Origin of the sequence: Dehalogenimonas etheniformans, assembly GCF_014672715.2 — a bacterium.
Classification (GTDB): domain Bacteria; phylum Chloroflexota; class Dehalococcoidia; order Dehalococcoidales; family Dehalococcoidaceae; genus Dehalogenimonas; species Dehalogenimonas etheniformans.
In genome coordinates this window covers 1,987,371-2,011,947 of record NZ_CP058566.2, presented here as the reverse complement: position 1 = coordinate 2,011,947, position 24,577 = coordinate 1,987,371, and the positions used below count along the sequence as shown (strand labels likewise).

Here is a 24,577-nt window from a genome sequence, read left to right as displayed (position 1 = left end):
AAGCTTGAACGAAAACTTGGTGACGCGATAATGGCCCAAAAACGATTGCAGCCCAAACCGGGATCAAAATATGAAATGGTCGAAACTGCCCAGGGATGGGTGGGTATCGAAGCCTCAGAAAACGGGGTAAGGCGCCTTACTCTTCCGGCCAGGAACCGGAAATCCGTGTTGACAGACTTGGGGATAGAAGAACAGGATCTTTCTCCCGGCAGCGGCCTGGGTGACAGATTGAGACATTATTTTGTGGGGCAGCCGGTCGTTTTCAACGACGGCATAGATCTTACCGGGACCACCGAATTCCAGAAGCAAGTTTATGAAGCCGCTTGTCGCATTCCCTACGGCGAGACCAAAAGCTACGGCCAACTGGCTGAAGAAATCGGCAAACCGGGTGCTGCGCGGGCTGTCGGGCAGGCACTTGGCGCCAATCCCGTTCCTATTCTTATCCCCTGCCATCGGGTTGTCGCGGCCGACGGGGGTTTGGGTGGTTTTTCCGGTGGGATCAAGACCAAGCAAAAACTGCTGGCGATGGAAAAGAAGGGGAAAACCTAGATTACCGCTTCCCCCGCAGCCCCTGAAACTCAGCCACATATTTGTCCATCAATCCTTCTGATGCCAGGCTGAAATGCTTGTCCCCACCGACGATAATATGGTCGAGCGCGCGAATGCCCACCGCTTCGGAGGCTAGTACCAGGTCCCTGGTGATGTTTCGGTCCTGTTGGCTGGGGGTGATAGAACCTGAGGGGTGGTTGTGGACGAAGATCATTGCTGCCGCATGCCGCTTTAACGCGCCCTCGATGACCTCACGCACCCACACCGCCGAGGCATTTATCGTGCCGTGGAACATATCGATGGTTTCAATTACCCGGTTCTGGTTGTCCAGGTAGATCACCTTGAAGACCTCTTTCTTCAACCCACCCATCGATGCGTTCAGGTAATCCTTCACTTGCTCCGGGGTCGTGACAGTCTTCCCGTCTACGATCTTTTCCTTGAGCAGTTCCCGCGCCGCATCGGCGATGAGCCGGATGGCGATGCAGTTGTTGGGCCCGATGCCAGCGACTTCCAACAGTTCCTCGGGTGAGGCTTCCAGCACGCCGCGGAGGGTCTTGAAACGCTTGATGGCTTCCTTGGCGGCGGGCTTGCAATCGCTCCTCGGCTGGCCGAGGGTCAACAGCAGTTCGACGACCTCATAGTCGGCCAGGGCTGGAAGGCCGCCCTTTTTGAAACGCTCACGAAGCCGCCCGCGATGCCCCTCGACCTGGCTCTTGGTATCGTCGCTCATGGCTGGAACTTATACCACTTTTGGTGGCGCAGACGCCACCTTCCTCGTTTTGCGAGCGATTCCGAAGGAGAGCGAAGCAATCTCTTGTTGGTTTACACGTAAATGTCAAAATATATTTGGTAAGTATCCCTTAGCGGCAAGTACAATTCTTATTTAATAGTGTTCTATAATCCCCGCCATGACTATATGTATCGCGGCATCATACAGCAACGGGCAGGGGTTGGTCTTGATCTCTGACCAAATGGTAACGTCTCATTTCCCGATGGGTTATGAGTTTGAACGCGATGATATCACCAAAATCATGCCTCTAAATGATCCACCAACTTGTTATGCTTTAATATCGGGCAATGTGATAACCGCCAACGAAATGCTCGGTGCGACTAAAAAGGATGTTAAAAACAAGGGCACAAACACAGTTGACGCTATTGCCGAAATCGCTAGGGCACATTTTTCCAATGTACGCAAACTTAAAATCCTAAGGGCAGAAATCGAACCACGCGGACTCACCCTCGACACTTACTATAATAACCAAACTAAATTAGCCCCCGCTATTATCCAGATGATTGACGGCGCTTTGCGCAATAATGATGTTGGGGTACAATTGATAGTAGCTGGAAAGGGAGATGGGGGCTGCCAGTTGTTCTCAATCACGAATCCGGGTGATTTGAACTGCCATGACAGTGTAGGATATATTGCCATTGGTTCTGGTGCGCCCCATGCTGTTTACTATCTGATTGAACATGGTTATAAAAAGGACTTACCCAAAGAAGATGTTTTGAAATTGCTAACAGAGGCGAAAGCTCGGAGCCAAGTAGCCCCTGGAGTTGGAAACGAGACGACCACGGTAACGGTTGATTAGAAAGGTAGTGATGAAAGATGAACGGAGTGTATAGCAAGGAAGAATACAGACAAAAGTGGGCTCAGGCCGAATACGATAGCATGGGATGGGAAAAAGAAGACCCCGATTCAAACAACCATCCTACTCGCGATGATTTTTTTAAGGACCTGAAACAGGCTTGCCGCAAGGTGGAGCAATCTGATTCAGAAAAGACCTAAACATCGGTTTTTCATCGTCTCTATGGTTATACCGGAAAGCGTATTCATTCACATAGTCCTGAAGGTATTTGGGGCTAACCGCATGATAAACCCCGCTAATTCCCCGCTTCATTAAAGACCAAAAACCTTCAATCGTATTTGTATGTGCGTCCCCCCTTACCCATTCGTCGTTATTGTGATTGACAGTTTCATGCCCATTGACGTAGAAGCCTAGCCCGCGATAACCCTGAAATTCATCCGTATAGAGCGTACAACTCGGCTCGACTTTCTTTATGACAAACGGCTTGACGGATTTGGATTTGAGATCACCAGTCACCTTAGCTGCAACCTTGCCCTTGCGCTCAACAACACCAACAACGGGAGTCTTACCGTCTGCGCCACGTCCCCGTTTACCTTTTCTTGCGCCACCGATGTAAGTTTCGTCAGCCTCAACTTTACCTTTCAGCGGGGCACAATCCTCACCTAATAGGCTCCGAATCTGCTTGAACATCCGCCAGGCTGTCTTATAGGTAACGCCTGTTTCACGCTGAATCTGCTTGGCTGAAATACCACAACGCGTTTGGCTCATTAGGAAGATGGCATAAAACCAATGTTTTAGGGAAGTGCTGGATTTCTCAAAGATTGTATTAGTCATTGGATAGACCTGCGTTCCGCAATTGTCGCAGGCAAAACAAGCGCGGTTAGTCACGCGATGATGCTTAGTGACCTTGCCGCAAGTCTTACAAGTGATTCCATCGGCGTAAAGATAAGACCTTAGCCATTCGAGACAAGCGGCATCATCCGGGAAGTCCTTGTTGAAGTCCTTGATAGTGTAGCGTTCCATTTCCTTGCTCCCTGGTTCGATTAGCTACACTATAACATACTAAGTACTTGTTGTCAAGGGATAATTACCGCCAAAAATGAGCAGTCTTGCTAATATTGACTGTTCGCCGGTGAACATAATTAACCGGCGTATTTTTTCGCGATAACTTCTTCACGGAGGTAGCCTTGCGTCAACAGGTTGTAGCTTCATGGAGCGGCGGCAAAGACAGTTGCCTGTCGCTGGCCCTTGCCCAGGATTCGGGAATGAAGGTGACCCACCTTTTGAATATCCTGAACGAAGACGGCCGTACCTCCTGCACCCACGGCCTATCCTCGGACCTGATGAAAGCCCAGGCTGAGGCCATGGGCATCCCGCTCATCCAATTGGTTACCAATGGATTCCGCTACGAGGCGGACTTCAAGAAATGCCTTAAGGAACTCAAGAAACAAGGTGTCGACGGCGGCGTTTTCGGCAACGGCGATGTCGAGAGACAGTGGATCGATTGCGTCTGTCGTGAAGCCGGTATCGAAGCACATCTTCCCCTCGACGGCATGTCCAAGGACCGTATCCTCAAAGAATTCATCAATCGAGGCTTTGAGGCGATCGTGGTCACTACCAGGGCCGATGTAATGGGCGAGGAGTGGCTGGGCAAGAAACTAGACGCCGATTTTTTGAAAGCCTGGGACGATGTAAGGCGTGAAAAGCATATCTCGCGCCCCGCCGAGGCCGGGGCCTATCACACGACTGTTTTGGGCGGTCCCCTTTTTAAGAAACCGCTCCAGATTGTCGAGTCGCGAAAAGTACTGGAGGACGGCTTCTGGTATTTAAACATTCTCAAAGTGGAGTAGGAGAAAAATTCCAAATTCCAATATCTAAATCCTAAATAAATCCAAATGACCAAAGTCCAAAACTCAAAAAACCCCTCCCCTCAAGCTTGCGACCGGATCGAACTGACACCCAATGCCCGGCGAGTACTGGAAAAGCGGTACCTGCGAAAGGATTCCGGCGGTCGGGTGATTGAAACCCCCGAAGGCCTTTTCCAGCGGGTAGCCAAAGCTCTGGCCGCGGCCGAACTCAATTACGATCCCACGGCCGACATTAACGCCAAAGAACAAGAATTCTTCGGCGTCATGTCTCACCTCGAATTCCTCCCCAATTCCCCAACCCTGCTGAACGCCGGCAAGAAGAACGGCCAGCTCGCCGCGTGTTTCGCCCTGCCGCTGGAAGATTCGATCGAAGGCATTTTCGATGCCATGAAATACACCGCCATCATCCACAAGAGCGGCGGCGGAACAGGTTTCTCCTTTTCACGTTTGCGACCCGCCGGAGATAAGGTAGGCGGCGAAACCGGCATCGCCGGCGGCCCAGTCAACTTCCTTAACGCCCTCTCCATTGCTTCCGACGTCATCCGCCAGGGTGGAGTCCGCCGCGGCTGCAGCATTGGCCTGCTCTCGGTCCATCACCCCGACATCCTCAAGTTCATCGCCGCCAAAGACAACCCAATGGCATTGACCAATTTCTGCATCTCCGTAGCCATAACCGACGCTTTCATGGAAGCGCTCAGCAAAGGGACCGATTATGACCTGATCAACCCCCGAACAGGCAAGGTCACCGGTCATTTAAATGCCGTCGAGGTTTTTAAGGAAATCGTTGCACAGTCTTGGAAGACAGGCGATCCGGGCTTGGTGTTCATCGACCGGGTGAACCGTGGCAACCCGACGCCAAACCTCGGCCCCATCGAGACGGTCACCGGTTGCGCTGAACAGGCCCTCCTCCCCTACGAATCGTGCAACCTGGGCTCGATCAACTTGGCAAAAATGGTCAAGCCGGACGGCAGTAAATCGGTCGTTGATTACGATAAGCTCGGCACCGTGATCAAGACCGCGATAAACCTCCTCGACAACGTCATCGATGTCAACCATTATCCGCTGCCGCAAATCGAAGAAGTCACCAAGAAAACCCGCAAGATCGGCCTGGGGGTCATGGGTTTCGCCGACATGCTGGTGCTCCTGGGCATCCCCTACGATTCCGGCGAGGCGGTCAAGATGGCCGAATACGTAATGGCGTTCATCACCGATACCGCCCACGACGCATCAGAGGAACTGGCCAAAAAGCGCGGCGTTTTCCCAGCCTGGAAGGGCAGCAAATGGGACGCCCCCGGCGGACGCCCGCAGAGACATGCCTCCTGCACCACGGTGGCCCCGACCGGCACGATAAGCCTCATCGCTGGCTGCAACGTCGGAATCGAGCCGTTCTATGCCACAGTATTCGTCAGGAACGTCCTCGACGGCGAGAACCTGCTGGAGATCAACCCCTATTTCGAAGCCGCAGCGCGGCACCAGGGTTTCTATTCCGGCGACCTGCTACAGGAATTGGTCACCTGCGCTGACTTGCAAGGGGTTGAATCGGTACCGGAGACCGTCAAAAGGGTCTTCGCCACCTCCAACCGCATCAGCCCCGAGGCACATGTCCGCATCCAGGCAGCCTTCCAGCGCCACACCGACGGCGCGGTGTCCAAGATGACCAACGTGCCAAACACCACCACGCCGCAGAAACAGGCCGATATCTTCCTGTTCGGTTATCGCGAAGGGGTCAAGGGAATCACATTGTACCGCGATGCCAGCCGCGAATTGGAATCCCTCTGCGCCGACGAAAAGGCACACAAGCTGGTCACGGAGTATATCAAAGCCAACCCGTAACCCGTTTACATCAAACGGCGCTTTAGTCTACAATTACATTCTACGCGGGCGGTTAGCTCAGCTGGTTAGAGCACCTGCTTTACACGCAGGGTGTCACAGGTTCGAATCCTGTACTGCCCACCATTTAAAGAATAAACAGACCAGTTTGTTATTGCTTGTTCTGAAGAATGATATCTTTACGATAACGAGGCATTTCTACTCGCCTTGCACTAATTCGGTAAGATGAGGTTTCATCTGATTTTCAAAATTCATCAGAGCTGGAACAAAGAAAAGGATAATTCCTGTCATCATGACGGCAATTCCACAAATATAGAACAAAGGCCCGATACCGATAGCATCTGAGGTAGAGCCAGCAATTATCAGTCCAATAGGTACCATTGCTGAACTTACTGAACCCATAAGAGAAAATATCCGTCCTTGCATGTTTTTCTCAATTGTAGCCTGCAACACAGCCATTATCGGTCCATTAGCAAACGACATGCCGAATCCAACGATGAAACTTGAGGCCAGACCCACCTGGAACCAGCCCTGGGATGTTAAGCCCATCGTGGTGGCAGCCAGACCGCAAAGAATTACTCCAGTTAAACAGGTTATTATCCTGTTCTTAAAACCCGGCCAAACCCCTAACAACAGCCCTCCCAAGATTATACCTACTCCAAATGCCGCTTCAATCCAGCCCAGCTTTAGCACATCTCCAGCCAAGGCCTGGTTTACCATTATGGGAAGCAGCGCGATGGCCGGAGCAATAAATACGCTGATAATTGCTGAAAGACCTATCAACCACGTCAGACCCTTCCATTTCCATATATAGCGGAAGCCTTCTATCATCTCGAAAATAATCGAAGTGCTGGGCTTATCAGTGGCCTGTTTGGGATGCGGTATCACAATCGGAATCAGACATAAAACAGCAATCACCGCCGTCATAATGTCCACCATAAGAACGCCCTGAATTGGCAGGATGCCGAACAGAAAAGCCCCCGCAGGCGGTCCAGCGATGGTAATAACGCCCTGTATCATTTGATTCAGCCCGGCTGCCCGGGTGAGGTCTTTTTTCGGGACAATCATGGTCACCGCTGCCATACTGGCGGGAAAGTGGAAGGCCTGCCCAACGGCGCGTCCTGCCATTGCTATATAGATATGCCAGATTTGGATGGCGTCCAGCCAGAATAACACCGCCAATCCTATCGTCAACGTGGATATAGCGATATCCGCTACGATCATAATGCGTTTGCGGTCCCAGCGGTCGATATATGGCCCGATGAACGGCCCCAGAACTACCTGAGGTAGGATTGCCACCAGCATTGAGGTAGCCAGAATAGTAGCTGAGCCGGTCTTGATTGTTAGATACCAGGCCAAGGCGAATTCCACAACGGCGCTGCCAAAGAGCGAAATCGCCTGGCTCGTCCAGATTACCATAAACTTTTTCATATAAATTCCCCTCTGCTGATATTTGTCATGTCGTTTTTGCCATTATCAGAATGTTGCGTCGCTATCTTTTAACTAATGTCTAATGTAAACTATCCCCTTAGGGGAGAGTCAATAGCATGAATAATAATCTTTTTACAATCGGGCAGACGTCTAAAATAAAAGGCATTACAATAAAAGCACTACGTTTTTACGAAAGGATTGGTCTTATAAATCCGTTTTACACTGATCCGGTGACGAGATATCGCTATTATTCCTTTGAACAATTAATCCAACTAGATGTAATAAGAGCTTTAAGGTCTATTGAAGTAAGCCCCAAAGACATGGTGGGAATTCTTGAAAAAAGGGATACCGGTCAGTTAATGGAATATCTTGCTGAACAAAAAGTAAGCATGCTGAATAAAATAGCTCTGTTGCAAAATTCAATTCAGACGATAGAACAGGCCCGCAATACTATTGATCACTCCATCTCGGTGATTGCCAACCGGGAGGTTGCTACTAGATTAATACCTAAGCGGTATATCCTTACGCAAAAAGTAAGCAACGATATTGGAGAAAAGGACGCAATGGTGTTATTTTCAAAATTTCTTATGATTATTGAGGAAAATAATCTTCTGGATACATATGAAACCGGTTATTATTGTATTCCTGATAAAAAAGGCGAAATTCGTCCATCAATGGTATACAATGCGGTTACTGCCAATAAGCGCTCAAATAAGGCGTTGTTATCAACCATTCCGACTGGAGAGTATTTATGCGTTAGTTTTAACTTGCAGAATGCCCATCTGCAAACTAATAAATTAAATGAATACATGACACAGAACAAAATACAACCCAGGCTTATATTGCAGGTTAATTTGTTGAACGATGTGTTTACGACCAATACCCAATACTGTGAAATACAGGTATTACTATAAATCTTCCTTTATTGGGGTAGCTCTTTAGCTTTGGGAGTAGCTTTGATCCCGCGTGGACATTTTAATTAAACGCTCAACAATTTGTTAAATTGTGACCTGAAGCGGGCTATTGAACTATTTAAGCAGGTAAAAAATCTTCAATACGTTCTCGGCAGGCTTTCCATGGGGGATCGCCGGGCCATAGTATAGGTAATGAAATGGCATTCCATTGCCACCAGAAAATTCATTTAACCAAGGCTTATCCCATACCATTTCGAGTGCAACTTGGTAGCAATCAGCCTGCTCTTGAAGATCCTCGGCGGCTCCTATTAAACGAGCGCCTGAAGGATCTGTATTGACCCCGTCTAAGTTTGAGTAACCAATTTCAGAGATAATCGCAGGCTTGTTGAACTGTTTGGCGATATCTTCTCGAGAAATTAAGAAGCCAGTCCGCAGCCAACCTCGCTTCAATTCTTCTATCATTGGATTGTTTTTGTTCGTTAACGGCATCCAAAAATCGGTACAAACATAATCCAAAACATCCCACCACTTTATGCGTTTATACTCGGGGATTGGATTTCCCCAGAAGACGCTGTCATAGCTAATTGGCCCCTTAAAACGCTCGCCGACCGCTTTGACCACCTGCCGCCAATCTTGTTCTCGAAGTGTGGTACCAGGTAATTCGCTTCCGATATAAAACATGTCTGCCCCAAACTCTTGGGTAATCGACGCATAGTGGTTAACCTGATCTCGATATGAACTGAACCACTGCTGCCATTGGGTTTCATTGATGAAAGCCGAACCAATCTGTACCCAGGAGTGTTCGGGATCATTAGACAAGGTTAAAAATGGCACCAGAATGACCCTTATCCCGAAACTGTGGCTCAGCTCTACGATGTGTCGAAGTGCTTGGTCCGATGCTGTCTTATATTGATTCTTTGTAATACTTGTTGAAGAAACCGTTTCCTGAAAAAGACCAACGACAACAGAAATCCAATTCGCCCCTGTATTTGCCAAATCATTAAGTGACGTGTCGGCTTGGGCGGGTGAATATAACGGGCCATAGACGGGTGGTCTTGGTTGGTCGAATGCCTAACCCCAATCGTTGAACCACATGCCTTTCATGAAAGCATCGACTGGGGGAAGGGTTTTCGTCTGGGTTGTCGGAATGATAGTTGTCGAAGGCTGACATTCTGTGAAGACGCAGGCTGATTATCTCCGGTGCAACCCGAAAAGAAGTTTAGAGAGATTAGAAGAAATAAGCTTATCGAAAAGCAAAGCCTATTTTTCATTTACGGCTCACTCGGAAGGAATGAGGGCAAGGTGATAATAGACAGGTTAACTGACTGAAGTCAATAGGTTTTGTAGATTAAATGATGTAGTAATAATTTCAGATTTTAATTCGGTTTAGTCCTCCAGATTTCAAATTGTGATTTATAGTGAGGTAGGGTGAGGAAACATCATATTGACGTCTATTAATCTCAAGAATAGAATAAACTTCGCTCTAGTGAACTCGTTCTCCAGGAGGCTGTGAACCGCCATCTGTAAATGGTCACTTGGGTAGCGGGGAGCCAACAGTGAAACCGACCTGTGAACAGGTCGGTTTTTATTTTTAACGAACTCTTCACAATTGTCTCAGGCAACAACTTTCCGAACTATAGGACCGGCCGTCCCAATTGGTTTCGCTTCACGAACGAACTAAAACAGGGAGTGGAGAAGAAACGAAAGATCAATGAAAGTCCTGCTGTTGGCTTTCATCGATATTCCTATCAATGTAATCAACGAACAGCTTGAGAGTGCGCCGGCAGTCAAAGGGATTTGACGATCTTGAAAATTAAAGAGCCCATAAGGAGGACAAAATGAAAGCGCGGATTTTGATGAAGCTCGGATTCTTGACCCCATTAATTATGGCATTCATCCTCCTGTTGCCGACCACACCTGTACCGGTGGCGGCGGCTGATCTGCCCGGCGAACCTATTGAACGTCATCCGACAGGATTTTTGGATTTCACCGGCAGCTGGACTAGGAACGGCGGGGAGCACGGTTGGGACTGCGTCGATGAATACCCCCCGGACGATGACGATTATGTTAAAGCTGGCGAGACCAACGATGAGAACAGTTACATGCTGTTTCGCTACGCGTCATTTGGGGTCCCCAACTACACCGATGCAAACGTGACAATTTTCTACAGGGCCAGAGACAATGACTACGCAGTTTTCGATGGCAATAACATCCAATCATCGTTACAGATAGGAGGCTTGCGTTACCATGCGGGGTCTCACAATCCCCCAGGAACCAACATTTGGGGGGAGGGTGATTTTACCACATTTAGCTATACCTGGGACGTCAATCCTGCTACAGGCCAAGAATGGGTAGGGGGGGAGATAACGCAGATCCAAGGGTTCGGAGTCTATACTAATGATGCCCAACCCGACGTCCGCGTTTCGGCGGTATGGATGGTCATCAACTTTACCTACGTAAATCCCTATGTCAAATTTGAATATGCCAATCCCCACCAGTCCGAAGCAGCTCCCGGCGAGATGGGTTTCGGCATAGTCCTCAGCAATGCTTCGACCAACACGATAACCGTGAACTACTCGGTCACCCCGGGTACAGCCACGCCCGGAGTCGATTACAACGCATCGTCGGGTAGCGTCACCTTTCTTCCCGGTGAGACCCGGAAATCGGTCAGAGGTATTTACCACCTGAATGACCAGATGTATGAGGGACCTGAAACCATAATATATACATTGTCTAACCCCGTTAATGCTTTATTGGGGGCGATCACCACCGCCACGTGGACGATAGATGACGACGATCCTGAGATTTACCTGGAGGTTATCCCCGTAAATGCAATTGAAGGTAACTCCGGGCCGCATACCGTTCCGGTGACTATCAACATCTGGGGGGCGGCGGCGGGCGCCAGCACGGTGAGCGTCAACTATGCCACGGCCGACGGCACCGCGATGGGATCGGGGACGATGGCCGATTACGCGCCTGTCTCGGGTACTCTGACTTTTATGCCGGGCCAGACCAGCAAAACGATCAACATCACCGTTTCGGGCGATAAACGGTATGAATCCGACGAATATTTCTGGCTCAACCTTTCCAACTTTGTCGGGGCGTCCCTGAACTACTTCAACCCGGGTGGGGTTATGCTCCGCAACGATGATACGCCGCCCGTTATTAACGAGTTTGTCGCCGACCATGCAGGCGATGATACGTATGAATATATCGAGATATATGGGGCACCAGCGACCGACTATTCCGACTTCAAAATCCTGATTGTCGAAAACGACCCTGGTGAAAATCCAGGGGTCATCGACCGGATCTATAACGTCGGCACCACCGATGCCCAGGGTTTCTGGCGGACGCCTTTCCTTCACAATGAACTCGAGAACGGCAGTTTTAACATGTTCCTGGTCAGTGGTTTCACCGGGACGCTAGGCCAGGACCTGGACGCCAACAACGACCGCGACTCGGAAATCAAGCCCTGGAACACCCTGTTACAGTACGATGCGATAGCGGTATATAATCCCATGCCCACAGAAGAATTTTTCTACCCCTGGCCGACCCTCTTCGATGCCGGCGGCGGCTCCCGCCTGCCAAACGGCACCGGGGCATGGGTCAAAAACGACTTCGATGGCGCCGGCCTGCCCGGATTTGCCGGAACGCAGACAGCGGCGGAAGCTCTGAACACGCCGGGGGCGGTCAATGCCCGCTGTTCCGGCCCGCCAACCGTGCAATTTACCATAGCGACCTCGAACGGCTTCGAGGCTGCGAATGCCAATCTCACCGTCAACCTGACGCCATCTGTTGCCACGACGGTGACAGTGCAATATTCCGTCACTGGCGGCACCGCCGGCGGAAGTGGGGTTGACTACACTCCGGCCAGCGGTACGCTCACTTTTGCTCCCGGGGTCACCAGCCAGAACATCCCCATCACCGTTGCTCACGACAGCCTGGACGAACCGAACGAAACGATTGTTGTCAGTCTCAGTTCCCCGGTCAATGCGGTGTTGGGAGCCCCGACCACTCACACCTACACCATCAACGATGACGATGCTGCGCCATTGCTTTCGATCAACGATGTCACCGTTACCGAGGGTGGCAACGCGGTTTTTACCGTGACTCTTAGCGCTCCCAGCGGTAATACCGTTTCCGTCCATTACGATACGATTAGCGGCACCGCCGTTATCGGCAGCGATTGTAATAATACCCTCGGTATCTTGAATTTTAACCCGGGTAGCCCATTGACCCGTACGATAACAGAACCTACCATTGACGATTCTGTTCACGAAGAAGATGAAAACTTTATCATCAGGTTGTCCACTGCCAGCGGGGCTAACATCACCAAACAGGATGGCATCGGCACAATCATCGACAATGATGCGGTTGCCATGTATACCGTGACCTTTGAGGCCGGCAGCAACGGCTCGCTCAGCGGCACCGCCACCTTCTCAAATGTTCCATACAACACTTCCTGGGCTTCCACATTTACCGTGCCAACTCCGGTGCCTGCTGCCCACTTCCACTTCGTCGACTGGACGCCGAGCTTCCCGAGCAACGTGACTGAGTCGGTGACCTATACCGCCAACTTCGCCATCAATACCTTCGGTCTGCAATTTTTCGCCGGTTTGCCTCCCTCTGCCGAAGACGGTGCCGAGATATTCAGAGTGACCATTGGCGATGGTGATCCCGTCTCAGTGACTTGTGGTACAAATGGGCTTGCATCGGGTATCTTCAGTGATATTCCTTACGGCACCAGCATATCTTTTATTTGTACTTCACCCGTTGCCAATATCATCCCTGGCTATCGTAATCCCTGGACTGGTACTTCGGGAACCGGGAGCGCCAATGGCCAGGTTGAGCAGACCGGTAGTTTTAGTCTGACTGGTCCCTCATCGGTTACCGCAACGTATGGCACGGAATATAAAGTGACCTATGCTTCCAGCCCGGCAGGCCTAACAGTGCCCACGGACGAGTGGGTCAAGTCCGGTGAGGCGGCTACCGGCGTTTTTGCCAGCCCCCAGTACAATAGCGATGAGACAATCAAATATGTCTTTATCACAGATAACCGGCCTGACGCCATCACTGGGCCGAGAACCATCGCTGGGACCTATACTACTCAGTACTACCTCACCGTGAATAACGGCGGCCACGGTACCGCCGGTGGCCAAGGCTGGTACGAAGCTGGTGCCAAAGCTCAGGCCACGATTAGCCCGCTGACGGTAATCGATGGAACTATTCCTTATATCTTCGCCGGCTGGTCAGGTGACGCCTCGGGTACCGGTGCAATCTCGAATGACATCACAATGAATGCTCCAAAGACGGCTACGGCTAATTGGACCACTCAATGCCAAGTCACCTTTCACCAGTCAGGCTTGCCCGCCGATACCCTTTGGGGGGTCAGTCTCGACGGCGAGGTCCACACGGGTACCGGCGCTGATATCGTGATCACCGGGGTGACCCCGGGGGTCAATAACTGGCTCACCGGCATTATCGAGTCTGGTTTCACTCGTTACGTACCGACGCCGGAAAGCGGAAGCCCGAACATAACCGAGAATACCACTATAAACGTCACTTTCGAGACGCAATTCTTGGTAATCTACATGACCGCCGGCAGTACCTTGCCGGTCACACCGCCTGGTATTGAAACCGGCGGATACTATATCGAGTGGGTGCCCGGCGGCCATGCGCCCACGGGAGTCTTCCCCGCCTCGGTCCATAACGAGGCTAATAATACCCGATGCGTTTTCCAAGGCGATGATCGGCCGGCCACCATCACAACTGGTTTAACCACCGTCACCGGTACTTATAAAACACAGTATCTGCTGACAATCGCATCAGCCCATGACTCTCCAACCGGTGCCGGCTGGCACGACAGCGGCGCTTCTGTCACCGTATCGGTAACCACTCCTGCGGACACCTCCGGTGTGACCAGATATCGCTGCACCGGCTGGACAGGCACTGGTTCCGTCCTGGCCACCGGCTCCGGAAACTCGGTCACCTTTGACATCAACGGACCTTCCAGCATCACCTGGAATTGGGTTCTCCAATATCAAATCACGTTTGCCCAAGGGGGTATCACGGCTGACGCTGGCAGCGCGATAGTCCTAACGGTAAACGGCAATAATAAGATAGTCACACAATTGCAGTTTACAGATTGGTATGATCACAACTCAACTATAACCTTCGCCTACAATTCGACAGTCGCAGCCGGGACCGGTAAACAGTATATCTGGGCCAGCACCTCCGGCTTGAGCACTTCGCAAAGTGGGAATCTGTCTCCTTCGGCGGGCACTGTCCTCGCCACATATCATACTCAGTACCAGTTAAACGTAGCTGTAACCGGTGGGGTACCCGGCGGAACGGCCAACATCACAGGCACGGGCGGTTGGTATGCCCCCGATACAAATGTTTCCCTCTCGGCGGCACTCACGGTTGGTGACGGCACTGGCCATCGATGGCGCTTCGACCATTGGACCGTTGTCATCGATGGAACACCAGTCGACACGTCGCAGCAAGAGATTATCGTGCCGATGAGAGCGCCGGTCAATGCTACTGCTTACTACGTGGAACAATACCAGGTGACCGTTATCTCCGCCCAGGGTACGCCTACCGGAGCGGGCTGGTATGATGCCGGAGCCTCAATCACTTCATCTGTAACGACCCCAGTTGAAACCTCAGGATCCAGCAGGTACCGCTGCACTGGTTGGACAGGCACTGGTTCCGTCCCGGCAAGCGGCAACAGCAACTCGACAACTTTTAATCTCACAGCGTCATCCAGTGTCACCTGGAATTGGGTCCTCCAGTATCAGGTAACCTTCGCCCAGGGCGGTGTCGGTACTGACGCCGATACCAGCACTGTGCTAACTATTAACGGCGTTAACAAAACGATACACCAGCTTCAATATTCGGATTGGTACGATTACCGCTCCACTATCGATTTCGCCTACAGCGCCACCGTAGCTGGTGCAACCGGAAAACAATATGTCTGGGGTTCAACCTCCGGGTTGTCTACGGCACAAAACAACAGCGCTTTTACAGTATCCGGGCCTGGCACTGTCGTTGCCAACTATGGCACCCAATATCTGGTGACTTTCACCCAGGCCGGAATCAGCAGCGACGCCGGCACCAACACCGTTCTAACGGTAGGGACGACCGACTATGATTATCTTCACTTACCCAGCGCCGCTTGGCTCGATAGCGGCACCACTTTCAGCTGGGCATCCCCAGTTGAAGGCACTACCGGCGAACGATTCGTCAAAAGAAACCAGTCTGGGTCTTCACCTATCACGGCGGCCGGGACATACTCAGCCACCTATGGAATGCAGTACCTGATAACCTTCGCCCATACCGGCCTAGATAACACCGCGACGGGCGTCGTAGTTGATGTCCGTGCCTGGAGGCCTTCGGTAAATGGCAAAATCCTTGAGTGGCAGGAGACAATCAGCGGTAACTTCAGCGATACTTCATATTGGGTCAACGATTTTAATGAAATCTCGTACGAATATCATTCTGTTATCGCCAGTTCCTCTGCCGGAAAACGGTTTGTCCGAACCTCAGGAGACGATCCGTCATCCAACTTCCATCCAGAATCAGCGGTAACTATAACTGGCAACTACACTACGCAATACAGGCTCACCATGGTCGGAACTGGCACTACCGACCCGTCTATGGGCGAGCATTGGATTGATGCCGGCACTAGCGTCACCATCACGGCGACGGCTCCCGCGATTGTTGATGGCGAACGATATGTGTGGAACTCATGGGACTTCAGAACCAATCCCGGCACTCCGGGTGTGGATGTGCATACCTACACGGATAACCCTTACATCTTCACCATCAACGCGCCGACCCAGGCTGGCGCTCAGTGGTGGCACGAATACCGTATAACTTTTACCCAGACTGGACTGGATGAAACAGCCTCGGGCTGGGTACTCCAGGCTGGTAAATACCAATCATCTCCACCGCCAGTAGATTCATTCTACCGCGACGGTTACTTCGGTGTGTTTGAATACTGGGTTCGAGTCAACTGGAAGGTAAGCTATAACTTCCAGCCTGAGATCGCAAGTACGACTAGTGGCAAGCGGTTTGTTGTAACATCGCCGGTACCAACACCGGCCACCGACTTTCTGGTTACCGGCCCTGTGACCATTACCGCAAACTACAAGACGCAGTACCAGCTCAGCGTGTCTACCAACTTAGGTACGACCTCGCCAAATACCACCGATGAACACTGGTATGATGCTGGCGCCAAAGTCACCTTATCGGCCACGCCGCCATCATTGACTTACAGCGGTCAGGAGCGTTACGTGTTCAATGGCTGGACGGGCAGCGGTACCGGTTCTTATTCTGGTACCGATAACCCGGCCACCGATGGTGTGACCGTGAACGGACCGATTACCGAGACCGCCTCTTGGACGCACGAATGGCACATCTATTTCGGCCTGACAGGTGTGGACGACGACTTTACCGGCGCCATCCTCACGGCTGATGGGACAGGCTACGGCTACTCGGATTTCACGCATGGGCTATATAAGGAATTCTGGTGGGCTGATGGCACCAGTCACAGCTTCGAATTCCATACGCCATTGGTTGTGGAGGGTGCCGGAAAGCGGTATGTCTGGAATAACGTTGGAGGAAGATCCTGGTCGGGAACGGTGAGTATTTACGGAGGTTCGGCCGGCAGATACAAGACCCAATACCAGCTAACTCTGTCCATCACCGAGGGTGTCCCCGGTAGCCTAATTAACCTCTCCGGCGGTGCTGATAGCACCTGGTACGACAGCGGCACGGCGCTCAACTTGTCAGCCGCCACTCCGGTGGCTGATGGCGCGGGCAAACGGTGGGCTTTCAAGAACTGGACTGGCGATGTGTCTTCATCGCCCAATACTAGTAACCCGGTTTCTGTAACCATGACCCAGGCCAGGAGCATCACCGCCAATTACGGAACTCAGTACCAGCTGACTCTAGCCATCACCGAAGGCGTCCCTGGTAACCTCAGCAATGTTTCCGGCGCCGTTGATGGCACCTGGTATGACAACGGCACGGCGCTCAACTTGTCAGCCGCCACTCCGGTGGCTGATGGCTCGGGCAAACGGTGGGCTTTCAAGAACTGGACTGGCGATGTGTCTTCATCGCCCAATACTAGTAACCCGGTTTCCGTGACCATGAACCAAGCCAGAAGCATCACCGCCAAATACGGTGTGCAGTACCAACTCACCCTGGTTGTATCACCAACCGAGCACGGAGTGTCCGGGTCTATCTTCGGCGCGGTGACCGGCGATTGGATTGACAGCGGTACCACAAAGCAGCTTACCGCTAATCCTAACTCCCAATGGCATTTCTGGAAGTGGACGGGAGACATCGGCTCAGCCACGGCTACAGTCAATCCGCTTTCGATCACCATTGACGCTGCCAAATCCGTCACGGCCAATTTCAAGGGCTTGACCTCGTTGCTCTACATCGGCACCCAGGAGGTTGTCGCCGGTAATAGTCTTACGTTGTCCGCTAAACTCACCGGACCTGCCGGGTACATAGGAGGTCAGACGATTACCTTCACCTTTGGCAGCTATACACGGTCTGGAATTACCGATAGTTCCGGTGTGGCTTCAGTGACCATCAACGATACCTCGGGTATGTCTGGCATTTACGATCTCTACGCAGACTTTGCCGGTAGTAATTACCTTGATGCAGCCGGTGATGAGGCAACCCTCACTATCGCCGACCCTGGAGCAGCGGCGGCGGGCGGCGGCTGGTACACTGCTGAAGGTATCGGCCGCGTTAACTTCGGCTTCACGGTTAAAGTCGTTGATCCATTAGCTAATCCCTTGACTTACAAAGGACAAATACTGCTCATCAACAACGGGAAATGGCGGTTGAAGGGCGATCTCACCAGCTACGTCTACCTTGCCGCTTCGTCTAGCGGCGCCTGCTCCGGCACAGGCACACTGTATCGTTGGGACGCCACGGCTCGCGGCGGCCTCGGCGATTGGGTAGTGTCGGAGACGGGCGTTACCTTTACCATCAGTTTTGTCGACAACGGCTCCGGCGCTTCCGGCAATGGTAAGAAGGTAACTATACCGGACACCTTTGGCATTCACATCAACCATGTTCTTGTCTCTGGCGAGCCGGTTAGATTACCGAACACCGACCCTCAATCCATTGGCGGTGGTAATATAGATATTAAAGCCGCCAACCCTAGCACCACTCCACCCCCAACCACCAATCCACCGAAGGGCGGCGGCAAGAAGTAGTCCTGCGAGTTGCGCGAACAACCAGAGGGGAGCCGACATACTCCCTTCTGGTTTCATCGTTGGACTAAGTGTGTGCCCACTGCGTTATTTACCTGGACTGAATCCTTAATTACCATGCTATCTCAATGTATAAATCCACTAGACTGAACCATATGCTTGACTTAGACAACCTCCCGGACGGCAAACAACGCCAACGACACAAGTTTCCAGGGCGTAACCAACAGGTGATCTTTAACTTAGGATAATGGGTCTATTCAAGAGGACAGTGAACATTTCGTCAATTTGTTAGAAATTTTCTACTTGACTATGTTCTCTGCCTTATTTGCTTGTCGAAGACGCTACGGAACTTTTAAGAAAATCTTGCAAGGTCGATTGTTGCCCAGCATTGAGTAACGCAAAATTTGGGTAATGAGCAGTAAGATAGAGATTTAGACCGGCTTCACTCAAATTACTAATCCGAAGGGAGATCTCTGTCAACATGTGGCATTTTCCACAAGTATCGGCGAAGATTACCCTGCCATCGCTTGATGTTGATACCAATGTATCCTGTTGAAAGGTAGGTTTAATCGAAAAACGGTTAGACCCATGAGATTCATTCGAGCACCCGCAAACAGAAACTAACAGGATTGAGATAACAACAACCTTCATCGAACAACTGAGAATTTTACAATGTACCTTCATTTGCCCCCTTTATCAAGGTCTAAAAATTAAGGAGAGGTGCCAATATACGAACAGCACCTCTCCTTCGGATTCAACCAATTAGGCACCTGTTTTATTTAGGCTTTACTTCAGGTCAATTGACAGAATTTCACTCGCTCCAAACTCCCATAGGTTCAAAGTCCGCTTCCCAGACAAGATCAGGGTGTTTAAACTTATTTCCCCCCATGGTCCTCTCCATTTTCGCAAAGAAACCATTAAAAACTGAAGTATTAGCTGTGGTGGCTTTAACTATATCATGGATGCTCGCGTCACTTGGGTTGTTGCGGCTAAATGGACAGACAGTCATACAAACGGGGCAGTGATGGCATTTGGTTGTATCATTACGCCAGGCCAAGTAACCGGGATTATAGCGGTCAGCGTACTGATAATCAGAAGGAGCCTCCCAGGTTGGATCCCCTTTCGGAATTGATTGGAAAGTACACTCTTCGGCACAGATACCGCAGTTGTGGCAGAATTTCCACATACCGGCATCTATCGGTTTAGTTTCCGCGAGTGGAAGGTCGGTAAGGAAGCCCCACATGGCACGCATCCCTAGTCCGTACTTCGGACTCATGGCATACCCAGCTCGTCCTAACTCAGAACTTCCTGCCATAACGCCGGCATAACCCGATGGTTGATATGTACCATGTACATTACTTAGAGAAAGATAGCCAAGGCCCCATAAGAAATTCTCTATAGATTGTAGAGTATTAACCCAGTATGGATGTTCTGAGACAATACCTTCATATCCAGCCGTCGCACAATATTGATTAGCCTGCCAATAAGGATTACGGCTCGTCCAGTGCAGGTACCATTTACATGTTTTTGGAATCACCACCTTCGTAGGAGCGATGTCATTGGGTGTGAACACAAAGTCTTCAACGTCACCGAATTCATACTGTGTTGTCCCGTTATTCCCCCACATCACCCTAAGGAAATTGTCGTCGACTGGAATAACTCCGAGATCGGCAGCGCCTGCCAACTGTGCAGACACCTTACAAATTTTCAAGGCTTCTTCAGGAGTGCCCTGCCACCGTGATGAATATCCTCTCTCTTTCCAACTTGCATATTCACGGAAACCTTGGGGCCTCATTCCCATAATATACGGGGGTTTCATCGCCGGTGGAGGAATCATCCAGGGATGAGAGACCAATGCATCCCACTTGATGTCTGCAAATTGTTGGGCTGTGTGGCCGTTTCGATAATCACTCCAATGGCCTGATGGTTTCCAATCAGGGAATTGTTTCTGAAAGTACGCGATGTAGGGTCCCAAATTGTCCTGCGCGGGGGTTGTAGGAGGCAAGGCCTTGGTTCGGCCAGGCTTTAGTACACTTAGATCCATCGGCATTGGTGGCGTATCGACTACCTTTACCCACCAAGGTTTTCTGGAAATCGCTGTGGGAGCGGCGACCATTTCATCCATATCGTGGAAGGTAGGTCCCACTAGGGCTGAAGCTCCGACGCCAACTCCTGCTAACCCTAAGCCTTTCATGAATTCGCGGCGGCTAATAGCACTATGAAAAGTAGACATTTACTTCCCTTTCTTTCTATTTCGTTAGCTTTTCTCAGACTTTCCTGAGTGTCAACTTATCATGTCTTATCCTCCACGTTTCTTTCCACGCAAACCCACCTGGTACCATATGCTGCTACGCGAAATTCAATAACCTGTCTCATTGCCGAACGAGGTTAAATTAGAAATATCGGTTCCGACTTTGCTCATTAGACAAGAGCTAACTCCTCTTCCTGATATATGATGGATGGCTCCTTGGTGGATTTTTCGGCTTGGTGGAAGCGCTTGATATCCAGATACCACATATCATTAAGTTTGATCTCGGCGGACTCATCCACTTCTAGTCTCTTTTTGAAAATTGGTCCATCAAGAACAAACGTGTGGTATAGGCCAACTTTCCCATCGGGAGTCGACCGGTGTCGTTCGACAAACTCGGCTAGAAGATCTTCGTCAAGGACACGACCGAGAAATTCCTTACCCAAGCGATGGTTGTCGCACATTACAATGATGGCTTTAAAACCATCAGCGATGATATTTGTGAGTATTGATTGGCGGTCAATTCCCCAAAGGGGCAGGTAAGGACGTATTTCTGCAGGACGGCACACTTCATGGACCCATTCGTGTTGTTGTTGGTAAAATGGGTTGCCTACACTCACAACACCAAAGACGCCACAGGTGACACCCTGAATTCTTGCCTTTTTCAGCATATCGGTAAATTTTGCGTCATAATCGGTCACCCTGGTCTTATCGCGTGTCACCTTCGCGGGTACGGTCACCCACTGCTGAACAAGCGGTATGCCAATAGCGTCAGACTGGGCTTGCATGATTTCAGGAGTCAGATAGTGGGGAAAAAGTCGGTTGTTGTTCGTGGTCATCATTGAGGCCAGGTAGCGTACATTTAGCCCCTGGCGCATGGCTAGGAAGCAGGCGTAAGCCGAGTCCTTCCCGCCGCTCCAGGAAACGAGGGCTTCTTCGGGATGATATTGGCTAAAACGATCCATATAACTTCCTCATCGACATTTTTATCGTCATGGCGTCTTTGGTGCCTGTGTCGTTGGACGGATTGACCAGTAGCTCTCTCATGTTAAGCTGTAAGCCCTCTCTGTGTCGGTGGAGACTTATTTATTCCTGCAGCCCTCGGAGGTCGCATTAAACTAGGGTCGCAATCGCCGATAAATTTATATATGTCGTTTTCTTTCCAGGCGCTTATGCCCCATTCATTTCTGTCCAAGCCATTGTCTTGTCGCCAACATTTGACATATCTAGCTTCACGGGGGCGCACCGGATGAATCAGGCAAGTCCGTGTCTTCTCGTTGAACATGATGCAATATCCTCGGTCGTACGTCCTTAGAGTGGGTATACGCCCACCGGTGATGTCCTCTTCGCCATGTTTAGCCCAACGTAGGAAAAAGGTCTTGCAATCAGGAGTGTCAATGACCATATATTTTCCGATTAACTCGCTAACCGATATTTTGAGGTAATTGGCAATCGGTTCGATTTCGTCGGGGCGAGGGGTGCAGAAGCGGAGGCAGCATTGACCACAACGTTGGCAGGACTTCACCCCGAACTTGACTGCCATAGGATTTCGTAGCGACATTAGACGGAGATAACTTTCATACTCGTCGGTGAGATGCCGCCAATAAGCTTGTTCCTGCAACGACATCACGTTGTGGACTTGTTGTTCTATCATGTCAATCCTTCGTAGGTGGAATACGACCTGTCGACCCTAATACCCAGCAAGTTCATGTTGACATCTAATACCTTTCGATCGTTGAACCTACGCTTTCCTGTAGACACTTTTTAACCATTCCTGTGACAAAGGCGCTGGTTCTTGTTTCTGACTGAAATCAGTTACGTCAGTTTCAGTACTTCGATTCTTTTCATTCCAAACGTAAGTTAAATGTAGAATGCCTAGTCTTTTTCTGGCGGTAAGGCCTGTTGCGGAACCAAAAGGACCTGCGTCATCGAGACAATTCTTTATCCATGAGTTATGAGCACCAATCACAATAATTACGATCGCTGCGATAATGAATACAATTATGAGTAATAGCATTTAATTCCTCTTTTGAAACGATAAATATTCAATTTTCTCCAATAACTTGACCCCTTCCTCACTGGTAGATAGAGGCTGTAAGTCCCGGCTGTTGTCCCGATATACGGTAATTCCCTTGAGACCCTGCTTATAAGCCATCATGAATACCCTGGCGATATCCTCCCTAGTGGCACTCTTGGGGAAGTTGACTGTCTTGGATACCGCGTTATCGGTATGCCGTTGGAAGGCAGCCTGAATCCTCACATGCCAATCCGGCGAGACCCGATGGGCTGTTACAAAGACTTTTCGGACGTCCTCGGGAACCTCTTTCCTAAGATATAAATGATTTGATGTCACCAATTGCTCGATGAGTTCCCTGGAGTAAAAACCGCGCTCTCGAGCCACTTCTTCGAAATAGGGGTTGATCTCCAAGAGGTTCTCACCATCCAGGATGTTGCGGACAAAGACCGCCGCAAAGATGGGCTCGATTCCGCTCGAGACCCCAGCAATGATGGACAGCGTTCCCGTGGGAGCGATAGTGGTGCAGCAGGCATTACGCATTGGAATGCCTATTATTTCGTAGGTGCTGCCGTGCCACGCTGGGAAGACACCTCTCTCCCTAGCAAGCCGTTGGGAGGCTTTATGGGCTAGGTCATTGATAAACTCCATAATTGTCTCGGCCACTGTAATAGCCTTGGTCGAGTTATATGGGATCCGCAGTCGGATAAGCATGTCGGCGAATCCCATGACACCAAGTCCAATTTTGCGAGTAAGTTTCGTCGCCCGTTCAACTTCTTTGACCGGGAAATGGTTGATATCGATTATGTTATCCAGGAAACGAACTGCTAACGGCACAATCCGCTCGAGCTTATCGAAATCGATCTTCAGCCCATCGCCGTTATCCATAAGCATTCGGGCGAGGTTGATGGATCCGAGATTACATGACTCGTATGGAAGTAGAGCTTGCTCGCCGCAGCCTGTGAGGGTTTTCATATTGCCAAAGGCGGGTGTGGGATTGTCTAGGTTAATACGGTCGATGAAGACCAAGCCGGGATCACCGGTATGCCATGCCTGGTCGACAATGAGGTTAAGGACGTCGCGAGCTTTCAGACGTTTAACTTCGCTGCCTGAGTGTGGATCAATGAGAGGATAATCTGTTCCAGCCAATACTCTTGATATGAAATCGTCGGTAACTGAAATAGAATTATAGAAATTGGTTAGAGCTAGCGGGTCGTTCTTGGCCTTGATGAAATCCAAAATGTCGGGGTGGTCTACGCTCAGGACTACGGAGTTGCAGCCACGGCGAATACCCCCCTGTCTGATGTAGTCGGCTGCTTTGGCAAAGACATTTATAAGCGCTACGGGTCCACCTGCAGCGTTCGGGTGTTTCCCGACAGGACTGCCTTTAGACCTGACTTGCGATAAGTCGAATCCGATGCCTCCGCCACTTTTGTGAATTAGAGCGGTGTGTTTGATCGCATCGAAGATCTCTTCAACAGAATCTGGGATAGGCAAGACGAAGCACGAGGCTAATTGCCCATCTTCAGTACCAGCATTCAGCAAGGTCGGGGAATTGGGCAAAAAGTCGAGATTGGCCATCACCTGATAAAATTCATTTTCGACCGAGCCGGCGTTAGCTTTAGACTTGTATTTGAATTCAGCTGAGGCAACAGCTTTGGCTACCCGGTGGAACATATCCTCGGGAGTTTCAATCATCTCACCTATTCTATTGCGCCTGAGGTAACGCTTCTCTAGCACTCGCAAGCCATTTGCGGAGAGTTTTACTTCGGAAAACGTTGGGGTTTCGATGAAATCAAGCATCTTCAATTCGTACAAATCGCTATTTCGTACAGAAATCAGGAACTATCACTGGCGCTATCTCGAGCACACGAATGCTTACCGTTCAAAATGTCGATT

13 protein-coding genes, 1 tRNA gene, 1 pseudogene and 1 riboswitch are annotated in these 24,577 nt (G+C 50.5%); of the genes and pseudogenes, 7 read left to right on the top strand and 8 right to left on the bottom strand.

What is annotated here, in order from left to right; translation table 11 throughout:
• Nucleotides 1-30 precede the first annotated feature (30 nt).
• Entirely contained in the window at nt 31-549 is a 519-nt protein-coding gene (locus tag HX448_RS10070) for a methylated-DNA--[protein]-cysteine S-methyltransferase (protein ID WP_226846768.1), read from the top strand.
• Nucleotide 550: 1 nt separating this feature from the next.
• Here the strand turns inward: HX448_RS10070 and radC are convergent, their stop codons facing one another.
• Entirely contained in the window at nt 551-1,279 is a 729-nt protein-coding gene (radC, locus tag HX448_RS10065; RefSeq protein ID WP_102330943.1) for a RadC family protein, read from the bottom strand.
• 226 nt (nt 1,280-1,505) lie between these two features.
• Between radC and HX448_RS10060 the strand changes: the two genes are divergently transcribed.
• Complete coding sequence (locus HX448_RS10060) at nt 1,506-2,138, top strand: Ntn hydrolase family protein (RefSeq protein ID WP_102330944.1); 633 nt, start codon at nt 1,506-1,508, stop codon at nt 2,136-2,138.
• 138 nt (nt 2,139-2,276) lie between these two features.
• On the opposite strand, the gene HX448_RS10055 is transcribed toward HX448_RS10060, so the two are convergent.
• Nucleotides 2,277-3,158, bottom strand: a complete 882-nt coding sequence (locus tag HX448_RS10055) for an IS1595 family transposase (RefSeq protein ID WP_102330945.1) — start codon at nt 3,156-3,158, stop codon at nt 2,277-2,279.
• A gap of 164 nt (nt 3,159-3,322) precedes the next feature.
• On the opposite strand from HX448_RS10055, the gene HX448_RS10050 reads away from it, so the two are divergent.
• The 3 genes from HX448_RS10050 to HX448_RS10040 all read left to right on the top strand — a co-directional run bounded on the left by HX448_RS10050 (nt 3,323) and on the right by HX448_RS10040 (nt 5,959).
• On the top strand, nt 3,323-3,985 hold the full coding sequence (locus HX448_RS10050; RefSeq protein WP_102331070.1) for a Dph6-related ATP pyrophosphatase: 663 nt from the start codon (nt 3,323-3,325) through the stop codon (nt 3,983-3,985).
• Between the two features lie 45 nt (nt 3,986-4,030).
• Nucleotides 4,031-5,836, top strand: coding sequence for an adenosylcobalamin-dependent ribonucleoside-diphosphate reductase (locus HX448_RS10045; RefSeq protein ID WP_102331069.1), 1,806 nt, complete (start codon nt 4,031-4,033; stop codon nt 5,834-5,836).
• A 46-nt stretch (nt 5,837-5,882) separates the two neighbouring features.
• Nucleotides 5,883-5,959: transfer RNA gene (locus HX448_RS10040), tRNA-Val, on the top strand.
• A 72-nt stretch (nt 5,960-6,031) separates the two neighbouring features.
• Here the strand turns inward: HX448_RS10040 and HX448_RS10035 are convergent.
• A complete protein-coding gene (locus HX448_RS10035; RefSeq protein ID WP_102331068.1) occupies nt 6,032-7,264 on the bottom strand; it encodes an MFS transporter in 1,233 nt (410 codons plus the stop codon).
• Between the two features lie 116 nt (nt 7,265-7,380).
• On the opposite strand from HX448_RS10035, the gene HX448_RS10030 reads away from it, so the two are divergent.
• On the top strand, nt 7,381-8,178 hold the full coding sequence (locus HX448_RS10030) for a MerR family transcriptional regulator (protein WP_102331067.1): 798 nt from the start codon (nt 7,381-7,383) through the stop codon (nt 8,176-8,178).
• Nucleotides 8,179-8,292: 114 nt separating this feature from the next.
• On the opposite strand, the pseudogene HX448_RS10025 reads toward HX448_RS10030, so the two are convergent.
• Nucleotides 8,293-9,198, bottom strand: a pseudogene (locus HX448_RS10025) (glycoside hydrolase family 113); the annotation flags it as partial.
• A gap of 473 nt (nt 9,199-9,671) precedes the next feature.
• A riboswitch (cyclic di-GMP riboswitch) is annotated at nt 9,672-9,754 on the top strand.
• 262 nt (nt 9,755-10,016) lie between these two features.
• Between HX448_RS10025 and HX448_RS10020 the strand changes: the two are divergent.
• Nucleotides 10,017-18,419, top strand: coding sequence for a Calx-beta domain-containing protein (locus HX448_RS10020; RefSeq protein ID WP_102331065.1), 8,403 nt, complete (start codon nt 10,017-10,019; stop codon nt 18,417-18,419).
• Nucleotides 18,420-19,227: 808 nt separating this feature from the next.
• Here HX448_RS10020 and HX448_RS10015 read toward each other — a convergent pair.
• The 4 genes from HX448_RS10015 to HX448_RS10000 all read right to left on the bottom strand — a co-directional run bounded on the left by HX448_RS10015 (nt 19,228) and on the right by HX448_RS10000 (nt 24,481).
• The gene (locus HX448_RS10015; protein ID WP_102331118.1) at nt 19,228-20,649 is read right to left on the bottom strand and encodes a reductive dehalogenase; all 1,422 of its coding nucleotides are present in this window, start codon (nt 20,647-20,649) and stop codon (nt 19,228-19,230) included.
• Between the two features lie 188 nt (nt 20,650-20,837).
• On the bottom strand, nt 20,838-21,629 hold the full coding sequence (locus HX448_RS10010) for a Dph6-related ATP pyrophosphatase (RefSeq protein WP_102331064.1): 792 nt from the start codon (nt 21,627-21,629) through the stop codon (nt 20,838-20,840).
• A gap of 83 nt (nt 21,630-21,712) precedes the next feature.
• Nucleotides 21,713-22,318 (bottom strand): YkgJ family cysteine cluster protein, encoded by a 606-nt coding sequence (locus HX448_RS10005; RefSeq protein WP_102331063.1) that lies wholly within the window; start codon nt 22,316-22,318, stop codon nt 21,713-21,715.
• A 363-nt stretch (nt 22,319-22,681) separates the two neighbouring features.
• A complete protein-coding gene (locus HX448_RS10000) occupies nt 22,682-24,481 on the bottom strand; it encodes an adenosylcobalamin-dependent ribonucleoside-diphosphate reductase (protein ID WP_102331117.1) in 1,800 nt (599 codons plus the stop codon).
• Nucleotides 24,482-24,577: the final 96 nt, after the last annotated feature.

Bases quoted from the DNA above. Each gene is read 5' to 3' on its own strand.
- HX448_RS10070 (WP_226846768.1), top strand. From the start codon at position 31: ATGGCCCAAAAACGATTGCAGCCCAAACCGGGATCAAAATATGAAATG.
- radC (WP_102330943.1), bottom strand. From the start codon at position 1,279: ATGAGCGACGATACCAAGAGCCAGGTCGAGGGGCATCGCGGGCGGCTT.
- HX448_RS10055 (WP_102330945.1), bottom strand. From the start codon at position 3,158: ATGGAACGCTACACTATCAAGGACTTCAACAAGGACTTCCCGGATGAT.
- HX448_RS10045 (WP_102331069.1), top strand. From the start codon at position 4,031: ATGACCAAAGTCCAAAACTCAAAAAACCCCTCCCCTCAAGCTTGCGAC.
- HX448_RS10035 (WP_102331068.1), bottom strand. From the start codon at position 7,264: ATGAAAAAGTTTATGGTAATCTGGACGAGCCAGGCGATTTCGCTCTTT.
- HX448_RS10030 (WP_102331067.1), top strand. From the start codon at position 7,381: ATGAATAATAATCTTTTTACAATCGGGCAGACGTCTAAAATAAAAGGC.
- HX448_RS10020 (WP_102331065.1), top strand. From the start codon at position 10,017: ATGAAAGCGCGGATTTTGATGAAGCTCGGATTCTTGACCCCATTAATT.
- HX448_RS10015 (WP_102331118.1), bottom strand. From the start codon at position 20,649: ATGTCTACTTTTCATAGTGCTATTAGCCGCCGCGAATTCATGAAAGGC.
- HX448_RS10010 (WP_102331064.1), bottom strand. From the start codon at position 21,629: ATGGATCGTTTTAGCCAATATCATCCCGAAGAAGCCCTCGTTTCCTGG.
- HX448_RS10005 (WP_102331063.1), bottom strand. From the start codon at position 22,318: ATGATAGAACAACAAGTCCACAACGTGATGTCGTTGCAGGAACAAGCT.
- HX448_RS10000 (WP_102331117.1), bottom strand. From the start codon at position 24,481: ATGCTTGATTTCATCGAAACCCCAACGTTTTCCGAAGTAAAACTCTCC.